General features: G+C 65.9%; 10 protein-coding genes and 1 pseudogene. 3 read left to right on the top strand and 8 right to left on the bottom strand.

Features of this window, described 5'->3' with window-relative positions; genetic code table 11:
* The first annotated feature begins 97 nt into the window (after positions 1-97).
* Entirely contained in the window at positions 98-1186 is a 1089-nt protein-coding gene (locus ACXI0U_RS14450; protein WP_431482317.1) for an ABC transporter substrate-binding protein, read from the top strand.
* Between the two features lie 6 nt (positions 1187-1192).
* Here the strand turns inward: ACXI0U_RS14450 and ACXI0U_RS14445 are convergent, their stop codons facing one another.
* The 8 genes and pseudogenes from ACXI0U_RS14445 to ACXI0U_RS14410 all read right to left on the bottom strand — a co-directional run bounded on the left by ACXI0U_RS14445 (position 1193) and on the right by ACXI0U_RS14410 (position 11139).
* Positions 1193-1423 carry a DUF2970 domain-containing protein gene (locus ACXI0U_RS14445; RefSeq protein WP_431482316.1) on the bottom strand — a complete coding sequence of 77 codons (231 nt, stop codon included), beginning with the start codon at positions 1421-1423 and terminating at the stop codon, positions 1193-1195.
* 52 nt (positions 1424-1475) lie between these two features.
* Entirely contained in the window at positions 1476-2510 is a 1035-nt protein-coding gene (locus tag ACXI0U_RS14440; protein ID WP_374981649.1) for an RNA methyltransferase, read from the bottom strand.
* 43 nt (positions 2511-2553) lie between these two features.
* Positions 2554-3837, bottom strand: a complete 1284-nt coding sequence (locus ACXI0U_RS14435) for a methyl-accepting chemotaxis protein (protein WP_431483510.1) — start codon at positions 3835-3837, stop codon at positions 2554-2556.
* A 120-nt stretch (positions 3838-3957) separates the two neighbouring features.
* A pseudogene (locus ACXI0U_RS14430) lies at positions 3958-4350 on the bottom strand (cache domain-containing protein); the annotation flags it as partial.
* A 420-nt stretch (positions 4351-4770) separates the two neighbouring features.
* Positions 4771-6144, bottom strand: coding sequence for an FAD/NAD(P)-binding protein (locus tag ACXI0U_RS14425; protein ID WP_431482315.1), 1374 nt, complete (start codon positions 6142-6144; stop codon positions 4771-4773).
* 66 nt (positions 6145-6210) lie between these two features.
* Positions 6211-9933: a methionine synthase gene (gene metH, locus ACXI0U_RS14420; protein WP_479550450.1), complete on the bottom strand. Its 3723-nt coding sequence runs from the start codon at positions 9931-9933 to the stop codon at positions 6211-6213.
* A 215-nt stretch (positions 9934-10148) separates the two neighbouring features.
* Positions 10149-10622 (bottom strand): hypothetical protein, encoded by a 474-nt coding sequence (locus ACXI0U_RS14415; RefSeq protein ID WP_021216804.1) that lies wholly within the window; start codon positions 10620-10622, stop codon positions 10149-10151.
* A gap of 13 nt (positions 10623-10635) precedes the next feature.
* Entirely contained in the window at positions 10636-11139 is a 504-nt protein-coding gene (locus ACXI0U_RS14410) for a hypothetical protein (protein ID WP_021216803.1), read from the bottom strand.
* A 416-nt stretch (positions 11140-11555) separates the two neighbouring features.
* On the opposite strand from ACXI0U_RS14410, the gene ACXI0U_RS14405 reads away from it, so the two are divergent.
* Both ACXI0U_RS14405 and ACXI0U_RS14400 read left to right on the top strand, forming a co-directional pair.
* The gene (locus ACXI0U_RS14405) at positions 11556-12524 is read left to right on the top strand and encodes a hypothetical protein (protein ID WP_479550449.1); all 969 of its coding nucleotides are present in this window, start codon (positions 11556-11558) and stop codon (positions 12522-12524) included.
* Positions 12525-12660: 136 nt separating this feature from the next.
* Positions 12661-14940: a fatty acid cis/trans isomerase gene (locus ACXI0U_RS14400; protein WP_479550448.1), complete on the top strand. Its 2280-nt coding sequence runs from the start codon at positions 12661-12663 to the stop codon at positions 14938-14940.
* Positions 14941-15028 lie beyond the last annotated feature (88 nt).

Below are 15028 nucleotides of genomic sequence, written 5' to 3'. Positions count from 1 at the left end.
GCGGTGTTTTGGGTCAGCCACCAGTAGCAGGAGCAAGCGAGGCGGCGGGGTGTGGCGCGGGTATACTGCAGCGCATTCGACGAAAAGGTTTTCCTTGATGTCCTTTCCACGCTCCCTGGCCTTGTGCATGGGGCTGTTCTGTTGTGACCTGGCGCAGGCCGCCTCCGTTGTGTTTCTCAACCCCGGTCGTAGCGACGAGCCGTTCTGGCGCAGCTACGCAGAATTCATGCGCGCGGCTGCCGATGACCTGGGTATGGAATTGCGCATCGAGTTCGCCGAGCGTGACAACGCGCGCATGCTGGGTCAGGCCCGCGCAGCGCTTATGGGGCCCGAGGCGCAGCGCCCCGACTACCTGGTATTCGTCAACGAGCAGTACGTTGCACCGGAGATTCTCCGGCTGGGGCAGGGCAGCGGGGTGCGCTTGTTCATCGTCAATAGCACCTTGACGGATGAGCAGCGCGGCCTGGCCGGCGGCCCGCGCGAGCGCTATGGCAACTGGATCGGCAGCCTGGTGCCCAATGACGAGGAGGCCGGGGCGCTGATGGCCGAGGAGCTGATCCGCCAGCAGCGCCGTGTGCAGCCACAGGGCGGGATCGAGATGCTGGCGTTCTCCGGCGTGAAGCAGACGCCCGCTGCCCGCGTCCGGGAGGCGGGGCTGCAGCGGGTGCTGGCAGCCAACCCGGATGTCAGGCTGCGCCAGCTCGTGTATGCCGAGTGGGACCGTGGCCGGGCTCTAGAGCAGGCCCGCCAACTGCTACCACGCTATCCGAGGGTCAGCCTGGTATGGGCGGCCAATGACGCGATGGCCTTCGGCGCCATGCAGGCTGCCGATGAGTTGGGCGCGCAGGTGCGTGGTCGCTTGCATTTCTCCGCGCTGAACAACTCTCCCGAGGTGCTGCAGGCGCGTATCGACGGGCGCGTGGATGTGCTGGTGGGCGGGCACTTCACCTTGGGTGGCTGGGCACTGGTGATGCTGGCGGATTACGACGCTGGGCAGGATTTTGCCCGTTTCGGCGGCGCGGATCAGCGCGCGCGGTTGTTCACCCGGCTGGATGCGCGACAGGCTCGGCAGTTGCTGAAGCACCTCCAACAGCCGGGCTACGGCGTCAGGTTCCGCGATTTCGGTGCGCGTGGGCACCCGGACTTCTCCGGCTACCGCTTTTCCCTGTCTCCGCTGCTGGATTGACGCGCACTACAGCCCGGCGAAGTGCAGCACCAGCTTGACCACGCCGAACAGCGTCAGCGCGAACACCAGGGTGAAGAGCACGCCGAGGATGATGAAGTGGCTGGGCTTGCCACGGCTGAAGTCCCGCGAGCGGTTCTTGCCGCTCTGCACGCCGAAGGCGGCCGCCGCGACGCTGTGGAGCATCTCGCGGAAGGTCAGGGGGCGTTGGTTGTCGTCGTCGATGTTGCTGTCGTCCATGGTGCACCTCCGTGGGGCACAAGCTTAGCTCGCCCCCGGCAGGCTGCCCGGATCAATGCACGGGATGCAGCAGGCGGGTGTTGACCTTCTCGGCGCGGGCGCGCAACTGGCCACAGCCGCCATCGATGTCCTGGCCGGCGGAATTGCGCACCTTGGTCAGCACGCCACGGCTGTGCAGGTAGCGCACCAGCTCGATGATGCGATCACCGTCCGGGCGCTGGTAATCGTCCGCTTCCAGGCTGTTGTAGGGGATGAGGTTCATCACCGCGAACTTGCCCTTGAGCAGGCGCAGGATGCCGTCGGCTTCCTCCAGGCTGTCGTTGATGCCGGCGAGCAGCGTCCACTGGTACTGGATGGGGTAGTCCGTGGTGCGGGCATAGGCTTCGCCCAGCTCCACCAGCTCTTCGGGGCTGATGCGCGGCGCCTTGGGCAGCAGTTGTTCGCGCAACTCGGCACGGCTGCTGTGCAGCGACAGTGCCAGGGCCGGCTTGACCCGCTGCTGGGGCAGGCGCTCGAAGACGCGCGGGTCGCCCACGGTGGAGAACACCAGGTTCTTGTGGCCGATGCCGCCGTCGGTGCCCAGCAGGTCGATGGCCTCCAGCACGTTGTCGAGGTTGTGGGCCGGCTCGCCCATGCCCATGAACACCACTTTCTTCACCTTGCGGTAGCGCCGCGCCAGGGCCACCTGGGCGACGATCTCCAGGCTGCCGACCTGGCGCAGCAGGCCGCTCTTGCCGGTCATGCAGAACACGCAACCCACGGCGCAGCCGACCTGGCTGGAGACGCACAGGCCGTCGCGGGGCAGCAGCACGCTTTCGACCATCTGGCCGTCGGCCAGGCCCACCAGCAGCCGTGCCGAGCCGTCGGCGGCCGGATGCTCGGAGCGCAGCCGCGCGAGGTTGTCCAGCTCCTCGGCCAGGGCCGGCAGGCCTTCACGCACGCTGATGGGCAGGAAGTCCTGGGCTTGCTGGCGCAGGGTGCAGGCATCGAGGGGCTTGCCCTGCAGCCAGGCGCGGATCACCCGCCCACGGTGGATGGGTTTGGCGCCGAGGGCGGCAAGGCGGTCGTGCAGGTCTTGGATGCGCATGGGGCGCGAATCCTACCATCGCGCGCCCGCCGCTGGCAGGGCCTCAGCGCCCGCCACGGCTGAGCTCCGCCAGGCGCGCCGCCGACTGCTGCATGGCCTGGCCGAGGGCGTCCAGGTCCACCGCATCGCGGGCGTTTTCCTCGCTCACCGAGTGGATGCGCACCGCCAGTTCGTTGATCTCCTGGGTCACGTGGCTCTGCTCCTGGGCGGCGACGGCTATCTGCTGGGCGCGCTGGGAGATGTCGTCGAAGCTCTGCACCGTGGTCGACAGCGCGGTGGCTGCGCCTTCGGCTTCCTCCACCGCATGGCGGGTGCGTGCCTCGCCGGCCTGCATGGCCTGCACCGCCTGGCGCGAGGCCTGCTGCAGGCTGGCGATCATGGTGCTGATCTCGTTGGCCGAGCTCTGCGTCTTGGCTGCCAGGGAGCGCACCTCGTCGGCGACCACGGCGAAGCCACGGCCCTGCTCGCCGGCACGGGCGGCCTCGATGGCGGCGTTGAGGGCCAGCAGGTTGGTCTGCTCGGAGATGGCCTTGATCACGTCGAGCACGGCGCCCACTTGCTGGCTGTCTTGCTCCAGGCGTGCGATCACCGCGGCGGCGGCGGCCATTTCGCTGGACAGCGCCTGGATGGAGCGGCTGTTGGAACTGACCTTCTGCTGGCCTTCGCTGACCACGCCCTGGGAGCGCTGGGCGGTGTCGGCGCAGTCGTTGGTGTTCTGCGCCACCTCGTTGGCACTGGAGGACATCTCGGTGATGGCCGCCGCCAGCTGGGTGTTTTCCTGGCGTTGCTGCTCGGCGCGGTGGAGCAGGGCGCCACTGAGGCGGCCGAGGCTGCCGGCTTCTTCCTGCAAGCGGCGGGATTCCTCGGCGATCACCTGGAGCATGCCCTGCAGGCGCCCGGCGTACTGGTTGACCGAACGGCGCAGGCCGCCGATCTCGTCGTCGCGGAGGATGGTCAGCGCGCCGCCCTGGCCCTGGCCGCTGCCGAGGGCGTTGATCTGCGCGGTGGTTTCGCCGAGCTGCTCCAGCACCTTGCGCCCGGCCAGCCAGACGAAGAACAGCAGCAGGCCCAGCAGCGGCAGGAGGAACGCCAGCAACTCGTAGGTGAGCGCGCGCGCCAGGCCGGTGACCCGCGTCTGAGGGGTGACCAGGCCGATGGTCCAGCGGGTTTGCGGCATCACGAAGAGGTTGGTCTGGCTGGCTTCGCCCAGCAGGGCGTCGTCGTCCAGCGCCACGCTGGCGGTGCCGCTGGCGCCGAGTTTGCGCCGGGCCTCCGCCAGCGGCTGCAGCCAGGCTTCACGGGCGGCGAGGTCGTCGAACTTCTGCATGCTGGCTTCGGCGCCGCTGCCCGGCAGGGGGAAGAACAGGATGTTGCCGGCCGGGTCGAGGGCGAAGGCATAGCCGCCGGTGACCTTGCCCTGGTCCTTGAGGAAGGCGGCCAGGTCGTCGAGGCGCAGGTCGATGGTGCTGACCCCGGCGAAGCGGCCCTGCAGCTTGTAGGGCACGCTGCAGGTGACCATGGGCACCTTGCTGACCGGGTCCTGGTAGGCCTCGGACCAGGTGCAGGCATTGCCGCTGGCGCTGCGCGCGCCGGTGTACCAGGCGTCGTTGTGGTAACCGGGGCCTTCGGGCTTGTTGTAGTCGTCGGAGTATTCCAGCGCACCGCTGGCACCGCGTGCCCAGAAGAAGCTGCGGCGGTCGACGCCTTCGGTGAAGGCGCCCGGTTCCGGCCAGATGCCGCCGCCGGCGATGGCCGCATCGCCGTTGTTGTCGATCAGGTTGGGGTAGTTGTCGCGGTACTGTGCCTCTTCCCGGGGCAGCACCTCGGCCAGGTGCGCCATGCTCACCGCCAGGCCCTCGATGCCGGCGAGCTTGAGGCCGAGCTGGCGGACGATGGCGCTGCCGGTCTGCTCGATCAGGGCGTTACTTTCCGCCACCACCCGGGGCTGGCCACGGAACACCATGATGGCGAACACGGCGAGGGCGGTGAGCAACAGGAGGAAGATCGCGCCCAGGGTCAGGCGGCTGGAAATGCGGTCAGGCAGCAGAGACATTCGGTACTCCTCGATTCCCAGTCCAGAGGTGAGATCGCGCGACTTTCAGGACTGCTCGCTCAGCATGCAATCTGAGTGCCTGACAAGTTGGGGCGCCTATGAAGCTATCGGCAAGTACCGGCTTTTCTAGATAAGGCTGGGAGGGTTATCAAAGAGGGCCTGTGGGGCACGTCCACAGCTACATAAAATGCAGAGTGGATGTGTCGTTCAGGCTTTCAGCAGTTGTGCCGCAAGATTGGCTGCATGCTGTCGTAGTTCAGGTACTGCAATCGCTTCCCAGTGAGAAGCCTTGAGCATTGGGCTCAGCAGGAACAAGCGATCGTGAGGGCGGGCGAATTGGCCGATCAGTCGATAGTCCGACGTAGTTTCCAACCCTAGTCCTGCTTGATCACGAATCACATCTTTTCGGGTGTGAAGGTTATTGAGGAGGGGATCATCAAGCTGCAATACGTCACTGCACGGTCCTGTACAGTTGATCACGTAGTCGAAAAGCTCATGAGTTTGTTGATCCTGGCTTCTGGACTGAACATCCAGGCGAAGCCCCTGTTGCGTGGGTGTTGCAGCTCTGATCCTGCTTGCCCGGATTTCAAGTTGATGGCACTGCAGCAATTGTTCCATACGTGTTGCTATCCAGGGAGCTGCCCTATGGCGGTGTACATCCCAATAGGGGCGGAGATGGCGAAGGAAGCGCTGGCGCTCCGTATCACCCAGATGTTGCCAGATCGATGGAGTCACTGGGCGAAGTGCCGCGATGATGTCACGCCAGTCGAAGCCGTCCTCCTGTGCGTCCTTGATTAGCTGCCTGACGCCCACGAGCAGATCTCGGATACGTGTTTGTTTGGTCAGCGATTCGGGCACCACTGGCAGAGTGGGAGGGTCGATGTTCTGACGGTGGGGCTGCGGTAGCAGTGCTCTTCTGGATAAAGCCAGCATAGGCCCAGTGTGGTTTTGGTCCTGGAGAGAAAGTGCGACGTCAAACATGGTGAGACCAGAACCCACCATGAGTACGCGTGCGTCTTGCTCTATGGAGTCGAATGCACCGGCTGTCCATGGATCCCGGATGAAGCGAGGATCATCAGCAATGCTCAATAGAGAGCTGGGCACAGTGGGTGTGAAGTTGCCCGTTGCAATGACCACCTGAGAGGCTTCCAGCTGGCGCCCATCTGCGAGGTCTAATATGACTTTGCTGTTTGTAGCGGTGAGGTCGACAACCTGTTCCTCGATAATCTCGAAGGACGTCTGATTCCCACGTCCCGCTACTGCTTCGGCCAGCCGTTGCTCCAGATAGTCGCCATACAGATTGCGAGTTACGAAGTCGCCTCCATTGGTGTCTGGGAGTTTCGTTTGCACGAACTCCAAGAAGTCTTCCGGGTGCTCTGCAAAGAGGCTCATACGGCCGGCTGGAACGTTCAGCAGGTGGCTGCTGGAGCGTGTGCCGTATGCGAGCCCGCGAGCCAGACGGCCAGAGCGATTGATCAGTTGGATGTGGAGGGGGCCGTTGGCGCGGCGTAGCAGTTGGATGGCCAGCGCTGTGCCGCAGAAACCGCTGCCAATAACACTTACATGCTGCCGTGCATTCATATCGTGCTCCTTGCTTTTGGATGGTGACATTTTCCACCATCCATTCGCCTGCCTTAATGACGACGATCAGTAGTCGTAGCCGAGGTTCGGCGCCAGCCAGCGTTCGCTCACGGCCTGGTCCTGGCCCTTGCGCTTGCTGTAGCTCTCCACCTGGTCGCGTTCGATCTTTCCGACCGCGAAGTACTGCGCCTCGGGGTGGGCGAAGTACCAGCCGCTGACGGCCGCCGCCGGGAACATGGCGAAGTGCTCGGTGAGGAACACGCCGCTGACGCCGGGCTTGTCGAAGCTGGCGCTCGGGTCCAGCAGGTTGAACAGGGTGGCCTTCTCGGTGTGGTCCGGGCAGGCCGGGTAGCCGGGAGCGGGGCGGATGCCGTTGTACTGCTCCTTGATCAGCGCCTCGTTGTCCAGGTGCTCGTCGGCGGCGTAGCCCCAGTGTTCCTTGCGCACGCGCTCGTGCAGCCATTCGGCGCAGGCCTCGGCCAGGCGGTCGGCCAGGGCCTTGACCATGATCGAGTTGTAGTCGTCGCCCTTGGCCTCATAGGCCTTGGCCACTTCCTCGGCGCCGATGCCGGCGGTGGTGATGAAGCCGCCGACGTAGTCGACCACGCCGCTTTCCTTGGGCGCGACGAAGTCGGCCAGGCACAGGTTGGGCTTGCTGTCGGGCTTGATGGTCTGCTGGCGCAGGTGGTGCAGGGTGGCCAGCGGCTTGCCCTGGTCGTCACGCACTTCGATGTCGTCGTGGTTGACCTGGTTGGCCGGCCAGAAACCGAACACCGCACGGGCCTTGATCAGCTTCTCGTCGATGAGCTTCTTCAGCATCGCCTGGGCGTCGGCGAACAGCGCGGTGGCGGCTTCGCCCACGACTTCGTCGGTGAGGATGCGCGGGTACTTGCCGGCCAGGTCCCAGGAGATGAAGAAGGGCGTCCAGTCGATGTACTCGGCCAGCACCGCGAGGTCGATGTCTTCCAGCACGCGCACGCCGGTGAAGCTCGGCTTGGGCGCGCGGTAGCCGGCCCAGTCGAAGGCCGGCTTGTTGGCCAGGGCGTCGGCGTAGGCCAGGCGCTCGGTGCGGGCGGCGCGGTTGGCGGTGCGCTCGCGGACTTCGACGTAGTCGGCGCGGGTGCGTTCGACGAAGCCCGCCTTGAGTTCCTTGGACAGCAGCTGGGTGGCCACGCCCACGGCGCGCGAGGCGTCGGTGACGTAGACCACGGCGTCGTTGCTGTACTGCGGGTCGATCTTCACCGCGGTGTGGGCCTTGGAGGTGGTGGCGCCACCGATCATCAGCGGCAGCTCGAAGCCCTGGCGCTGCATTTCGCGGGCGACGTGGACCATCTCGTCGAGGGAGGGGGTGATCAGGCCGGAGAGGCCGATGATGTCGCACTTTTCGGCGATGGCGGTCTGCAGGATCTTCTCCGCCGGCACCATCACGCCGAGGTCGACGATGTCGTAGCCGTTGCAGCCGAGCACCACGCCGACGATGTTCTTGCCGATGTCGTGGACGTCGCCTTTTACGGTGGCCATGAGGATCTTGCCCTTGGCTTCCGGCTTGTCGCCCTTTTCCTCTTCGATGAAGGGGATCAGGTGGGCCACGGCCTGCTTCATCACCCGGGCGGATTTCACCACCTGGGGCAGGAACATCTTGCCGGAGCCGAACAGGTCACCGACCACGTTCATGCCGGACATCAGCGGGCCTTCGATCACTTCTATGGGGCGCGCGCACTGCTGGCGGCACTCCTCGGTGTCTTCGACGATGAAGGCGGTGATGCCCTTGACCAGCGCGTGTTCCAGGCGCTTGTCCACGGGCAGCGAGCGCCATTCCTCGTTCTCCACTTCCTTGACCGCGCCGTCGCCCCGGTACTTGTCGGCGATGGCCAGCAGGGCTTCGGTGGCGTTGGCGTTGCGGTTGAGCACCACATCTTCCACGGCGTCGCGCAGCTCTTTCGGGATCTCGTCGTAGATCTCCAGCTGGCCGGCGTTGACGATGCCCATGGTGAGGCCGTTCTGGATGGCGTAGTAGAGGAACACCGAGTGGATCGCCTCGCGCACCGGGTTGTTGCCGCGGAAGGAGAACGACACGTTGGACACGCCGCCCGAGGAAAGCGCGTGGGGCAGGTTGTCACGGATGTAGGCGCAGGCGTTGATGAAGTCGACCGCGTAGTTGTTGTGTTCCTCGATGCCGGTGGCGACGGCGAAGATGTTCGGGTCGAAGATGATGTCTTCCGGCGGGAAACCCACTTCGTTGACCAGGATGTCGTAGCTGCGCTGGCAGATCTCTTCCTTGCGCGCCTGGGTGTCGGCCTGGCCGACCTCGTCGAAGGCCATCACCACCACCGCGGCGCCGTAGCGCTTGCACAGCTTGGCGTGGTGCTTGAACTGCTCGACGCCTTCCTTCATCGAGATGGAGTTGACGATGCCCTTGCCCTGGATGCACTTCAGGCCGGCCTCGATCACCTCCCACTTGGAGGAGTCGATCATGATCGGCACGCGGGAGATGTCCGGCTCGCCGGCGATGAGGTTGAGGAAACGCACCATCGCCGCCTTGGAGTCGAGCATGCCCTCGTCCATGTTGATGTCGATGACCTGGGCGCCGGCTTCCACCTGCTGCAGGGCGACTTCCAGGGCCTCGGTGTAGTTCTCCTCGCGGATCAGGCGGGCGAACTTGGCGGAGCCGGTGATGTTGGTGCGTTCACCGACGTTCACGAACAGCGAGCTGCGGTCGATGGTGAAGGGCTCCAGGCCCGACAGACGGCAGGCCTTGGGAATCTCCGGGACCACGCGCGGCGGGTGCTTGGCCACGGCCTTGGCGATGGCCTCGATGTGCCCCGGGGTAGTGCCGCAGCAGCCGCCGATGATGTTGAGGAAGCCACTGGCGGCGAACTCCTCGACCACCACGGCCATTTCCGCCGGGGTCTCGTCGTACTCGCCGAAGGCGTTGGGCAGGCCGGCGTTGGGGTGCGCGGAGACGTGGGTGCCGGCCTTGCCCGCCAGTTCGGCGAGGTAGGGGCGCAGTTCCTTGGCGCCGAGGGCGCAGTTCAGGCCCACGGAGATCGGCTTGGCGTGGCTCACCGAGTTCCAGAAGGCTTCGGTGGTCTGGCCCGAGAGGGTGCGGCCGGAGGCGTCGGTGATGGTGCCGGAGATCATGATCGGCAGCTCGACGCCCAGCTCCTCGAACACGCCCTGCACGGCGAAGATCGCCGCCTTGGCGTTGAGGGTGTCGAAGATGGTTTCGATCAGGATGAGGTCGGCGCCGCCTTCCATCAGGCCCTTGGTGGCCTCGGTGTAGTTCTCCACCAGCTCGTCGAAGGTGACGTTGCGGTAGCCCGGGTCGTTGACGTCGGGGGAGATGGAGCAGGTGCGGCTGGTCGGGCCGAGGACGCCGGCGACGAAGCGCGGGCGGTCCGGGGTTTCCAGGGTCTTGGCGTCGGCCACTTCACGGGCCAGGCGTGCGCCCTCGACGTTCAGCTCGTACACCAGGGATTCCATGCCGTAGTCGGCCTGGGACACCTGGGTGGCGTTGAAGGTGTTGGTCTCGAGGATGTCGGCACCGGCGTCGAGGTAGGCCTTCTCGATGGCCTGGATCACGTCCGGGCGCGACAGCAGCAGCAGGTCGTTGTTGCCCTTGACGTCGCTCGGCCAGTCGGCGAAGCGCGCGCCGCGGTAATCCTCCTCTTGCAGCTTGTAGCTCTGGATCATGGTGCCCATGCCGCCATCGAGGATCAGGATGCGTTCCTTGAGGGCTTGGTGGAGGGCGTGCAGGCGAGCGCTGCGATCGGTGAGCGGGCTGGACATGGAGGACCTGACTAGCTGGGCGGAAAGGGTGCGAAGCATAGCAAAGATGAAGGGGATCGACCGCCCACCGGCTGGCGCATGAAAATGGCTCATGTTGGTTGCGGCGAAAGGTCGCGACAGCCCTGGCGGGCCCGGTGCGCGGGGATGCAGGCGTGGCGGGGGAGAACGGGGAACGCGGCCGTGGATGAGGGAGGGTCATCCACGGCGCGGGGGGATCAGCCGCGGCAGCTGGCCGTGGCGTAGACGAAGTACTTCACCAGGTCGCGGTCGGTGCGGTTCCACACCTCGCCGACCGAGCGCAGGCCCTGGCTCTGGCCGACCGAGCCGGCGATGCTGCCGCACCAGACGCGGGGGTACTTGCCACGGTACAGGGTGCCGCCGATGACCACGGCGACGTGGCCGTTGTTGCGCGCCGGGTTGTGGTCGCTGCCCTTGATGCCGGCGATCACGAAGTAACCCTGGGAGGCCTTCTGCGCGGCTTCGTCACCGCTGGCCAGTTCCTTCCAGCCGGTGGCCTGGGGCAGGCCGCCCATGATGGCGTCGGCGTTGCCGCTGGGAATCGGTACGCCGAGGGTGGCAGCCACCGACTGGAGGAAGCCGGAGCAGTTGTTCTTGTTCAGGGTACCGGCGATGAAGCTCTGGTCCCAGGCCGCGGTGGCGGCGTTGACGATGCAGGTGTCGAGGCTCATTGACTCATCCCTATCAGGGTTTGCAGAAAGGCTGTACGGGTTGCTTTGCGTGGGTCTTGCAGTTGCCGGTGTCGTCGCAGTCGGCGCCCAGCACCAGCTCTTCGCCCTCGATGGACGCGCGCTTGCCGGTGATGTCCTGGCGGTGCAGCACCTTGCAGGTGGCGGTGTCGTAGGCCACCAGCTCGCCGTTGGAGCCGCTGAACTCGTAGGTCACCAGGCGCTTCTCGTCGTGGCTGAGGTACAGCGGGTCGCGGGCCCAGATGCCGCCATCCTCGATGTTGCAGCTCTTGCCGCTGGCCTTGTCCAGCAGCACCACCGGCGGCTCGGGGAAGGAGTCGGGCTCGGCGATGTCCGGGTTCTCGTTGACGAAGCGCACCTGCAGGTGCTGGCCGTCGCCGACGAAGGTGGTGGGCGCCTCGGGGCTCGCCACCAGTTTCAGCGGCGCGAAGCCGCAATCGGACGCCTGGGCACAGGCGCTGAGGGTCAGGGCGGCAAGGGCGCCGGCGAGGGGTTTCATGGTCAGGGTCTCCTGTGGCATGGCGGGGGCCGGCCGGGCGGCGTTCGGCTGCAGTTCAGGAGGGGGAGCGCCGGACGGCGACCCCGAGAACGGTCCCTGTAGCTGCGCCGACATCATCCCTGGCGGTCTGGCGTGGCGGCAGGATACGCCGGCGGCTCGCCGTGAGAGATGACGGCGTTCACGTCTGCAACGCTCGGCAGGCCCTGGCGGACGGGCGGTGGAGCGGCGAGTGCCTCGGATTGTCGATCTGGGTCACGAAAGCCGGCTGCCGCTCTTCACAGGCAGGCGCGGCTGTTGCAGATTGATGCTGGCACCTCGCTAGTGCAGCAGGGCAAGGCCCACCAAGAGGCGAAAGACACGCCACCCGAATACCCACTACCGCACGCAAGACTGAGCACATACAAGGAAGCAGTTCGATGGAACAGGCGAAGAAAGTGATGGAAATGGCCGGCTACTGGGCCGGTCATGCAGTACAGGGCGTCGCCACCGGCGAGATGCTGATTCCCATCGTCGGCTACCTGGGCACGGACCAGCAGACCAGCATGGAACGGCTGTTGATGGACAGCTCGGTGGAGGCCATGCAGCAGGGCGATGCGCGCATCACCAACCTGGCCGCAGACAAGCTGGGCGCCGTGTTCATCCGCGACGGCCTGGTCACCCTGCCCACCGGCAAGACCGACTGCCTGATCGTCGACATCCGCTTCGCTTCGGACAAGCAGCGCCATTTCCAGTGGCTGCTGCCCTATCGCAACGCCGGCCACCAAGCCGGCTTCGCCGTGCACAAGCCGAAGGCCTCGGCTGGCGCGGGCTTCTCCAACGACGAACTCCAGGAGCTGGCCGCTGCCTTCTTCGATGGCCTGGAGAACAACGAGGAAGCCCTGGAGGTGTGGAACAGCAACTTCGTCGATCAGGCGGGCGAAAGCTCCGGCTTCCACGGCCAGGAGAACACCAATTTCACCGCCGAGGAGTTCCAGGCCCTGCGCCGCGCGCCCTTCATGGTGTTCCTGCTGGTGGCCGCCGCCGATGGCAAGCTCGACAACAAGGAGGCCCAGGCCTTCGTCAAGCAGCTGGGGGATTCGGCCAAGGAAGGTGGCGAGCTGTACTCGCGCATCATCACCAACGTCATCACCGATGTGCCGCAGCTGCTGACCGAACTGCTGACCACGCCGTTCAATCACGCCCAGGAACTGCTGCGCATCCGCCTGATCGTCGAGACCAAGGTATCGGCGGAGGAGGCGCAGGCGTTCAAGCAGGCGTTGCTGGGCCTGGGCAAGACGGTGGCCTCGGCCTCCGGCGGCTTCCTCGGCTTCGGCAGCAAGATCAGCAAGGAAGAAAAGGCCACCCTGGAGCGCATCGCCGCCGGCCTGGGCCTGACCTACAGCTGAGCCGCTGCGGCTAGCTGGGCGATGGCGCTGCGCCGCGAGGGCGCAGCCCATCGCTACCACCTTGGCTACCGGTGCGCTGCAGCGCAGCGCGGATGCCGGTAGAATCCGCCGGTCCGTTCGCCAAGGAAAATGCTTCATGCCGTATCGCGCGTTGTTCGCCGCCGCCTTCCTGTTCCTGGGCGCTGCGGCGCAGGCCGAGGATATTTCCTATAGCCGCGACATCCAGCCGATCTTCACCGAGAAGTGCGTGGCCTGCCACGCCTGCTACGACTCGCCGTGCCAGCTCAACCTGGGCAGCGCCGAGGGGGCCACGCGCGGGGCGACCAAGAAGCCGGTCTACGACGGCACCCGCACCCAGGCCCAACCCACCACCCGGCTGTACTTCGACGCCCGTGGCGAAGCGGCCTGGCGGCAGAAGGACTTCTATTCCGTACTGCACGGCCAGGCCTCCCAGGCTGCCCTGATGGCGCGCATGCTGGAGCTGGGCCACAGCACGCCGCTTGTGCCCAATGCCAAGCTGCCGGCGGACCTGGACATCAGCATCAACCGCGAGAACCAGTGCCCGGCGCCGGGGGAGTTCGACGGCTACGCGAAGACGTTCGCCCACGCCGGCATGCCCTTCGCCGTGACCGGGCTGGACGACCAGCAGTACCAGACCCTGCAGCGCTGGCTGGCGGCCGGCGCACCGGTTGAAGAGGTCGCGCCGACGCCCACGCCGGACGAGGCGCGCCAGGTGGCCGAGTGGGAGACCCTGCTCAACGCCCGGGGCGCCCGCGAGGTGCTGGTGGGGCGCTGGTTGTTCGAGCACCTGTTCCTCGCCCATCTGTATTTCGATGGCGGCAAGAGCGGGCATTTCTTCCAGCTGGTGCGTTCGCGTACGCCCAGCGGCAAGCCCATCGACCCCATCGCCACGCGTCGTCCCAACGATGACCCGGGCACCGATTTCTACTACCGGCTGTGGCCCATCCAGGGCGTGATCGTGCACAAGACGCACATCACCTACCCGCTGGACGACGCCAAGCTGGCACGGGTCAACGAACTGTTCTTCGGCAGCGACTGGAGCACCGACAAGGTGCCGGGCTATGGCGCCCAGCGTCGGGCCAACCCCTTCGAAACCTTCGAGGCCATCCCGGCCCAGGCGCGCTACCAGTTCATGCTGGATAACGCCGAGTACTTCGTGCGTACCTTCATCCGCGGGCCGGTGTGCCGGGGGCAGATCGCCACGGACGTGATCCGCGATAACTTCTGGGCGCTGTTCCAGGACCCGCAACACGACCTCTACGTCACCGATGCCGCCTACCGCGGCGAGGCGACGCCGCTGCTGGCGATGCCCGGGCAGTTCGACGAGATCGGCGGGCTGCTGAGCCTGTGGCACAGCTACCGCGACAAGCGCAACGCCTACGAGGAGCTGCGTCGGGACGCCTATGCTGAAGCCGCGGTGCCCACCTGGGCGGATATCTGGACCGGCAACGACAACGCGCTGCTGTCCATCTACCGCCAGTTCGACAGTGCCTTCGTGCGCAAGGGCCTGATCGGCGAGGTGCCGCAGACGATGTGGCTGCTGGACTACCCGCTGTTCGAGCGCACCTACTACCAGTTGGTGGTCAACTTCGACGTGTATGGCAACGTCTCCCACCAGGCGCAGACGCGGCTGTACTTCGACCTGATCCGCAATGGTGCCGAGGTCAACTTCCTGCGCCTGATGCCGGCCGAGTCGCGCACCGCGATCCTCGACGACTGGTACCAGAACAGCGGCAAGCTGAAGATGTGGCTGGACTACGAGGACATCGACGACGACACGCCCACCGGGCTGTTCCTCCCGGTGGAGCGCGCCAAGGGCTCCTTCGCCGCGCAGCTGCTCAAGCGCTACGCCGACCTCAATGCGCGGCCGGACCCGATCAACCGCTGCACCACCGGCAACTGCTACCGCCCGGGGATCGACCCGGCGCTGCAGCAGGCCGAGCAGGCCTTGAGCCAGCTGGTCAGCCGGCCGGCGGCGGGGCTCAAGGTAATCGACCAGTTGCCGGAAGCGACGCTGCTGCGCGTCGAACTCGCCGACGGGCGTCGCGAGGTCTACAGCGTGCTGCGCAACCGCGCCCACAGCAACGTGGCCTTCATGATGGGCGAGGAACTGCGCTACCAGCCGGGGCTGGACACCCTGACCATCTACCCCGGCGTGCTCACCAGCTACCCGAACTTCATGTTCAACCTGCGCGCCGAGGAGGTGCCGGAGTTCGTCAGCGCCCTGGGCCAGGTCAAGGACACGGCGGCCTTCGACAAGGTGGTGGAGCGTTGGGGCATCCGCCGCAGCCACCCGCAGTTCTGGCACTACTTCCACGACCTCTCGGCCTACATCCGCGAAACCGAGCCGGTGGAGGCGGGCGTGCTGGACATGAACCGCTATCAGAACCTCTGAGAAGTTGTCGCGAATAATTCCTACCAAAACACTAGGACTTTATCCGTAGGACCTGATTGGCGTACACTGCGCCCCATGTTTGCGAGGA

The sequence above is a fragment of the Pseudomonas sp. C9D1 genome (assembly GCF_056491235.1).
The sequence above is the reverse complement of the archived record's forward strand: the minus strand, read 5'-3'. Positions and strand labels throughout refer to the sequence as shown.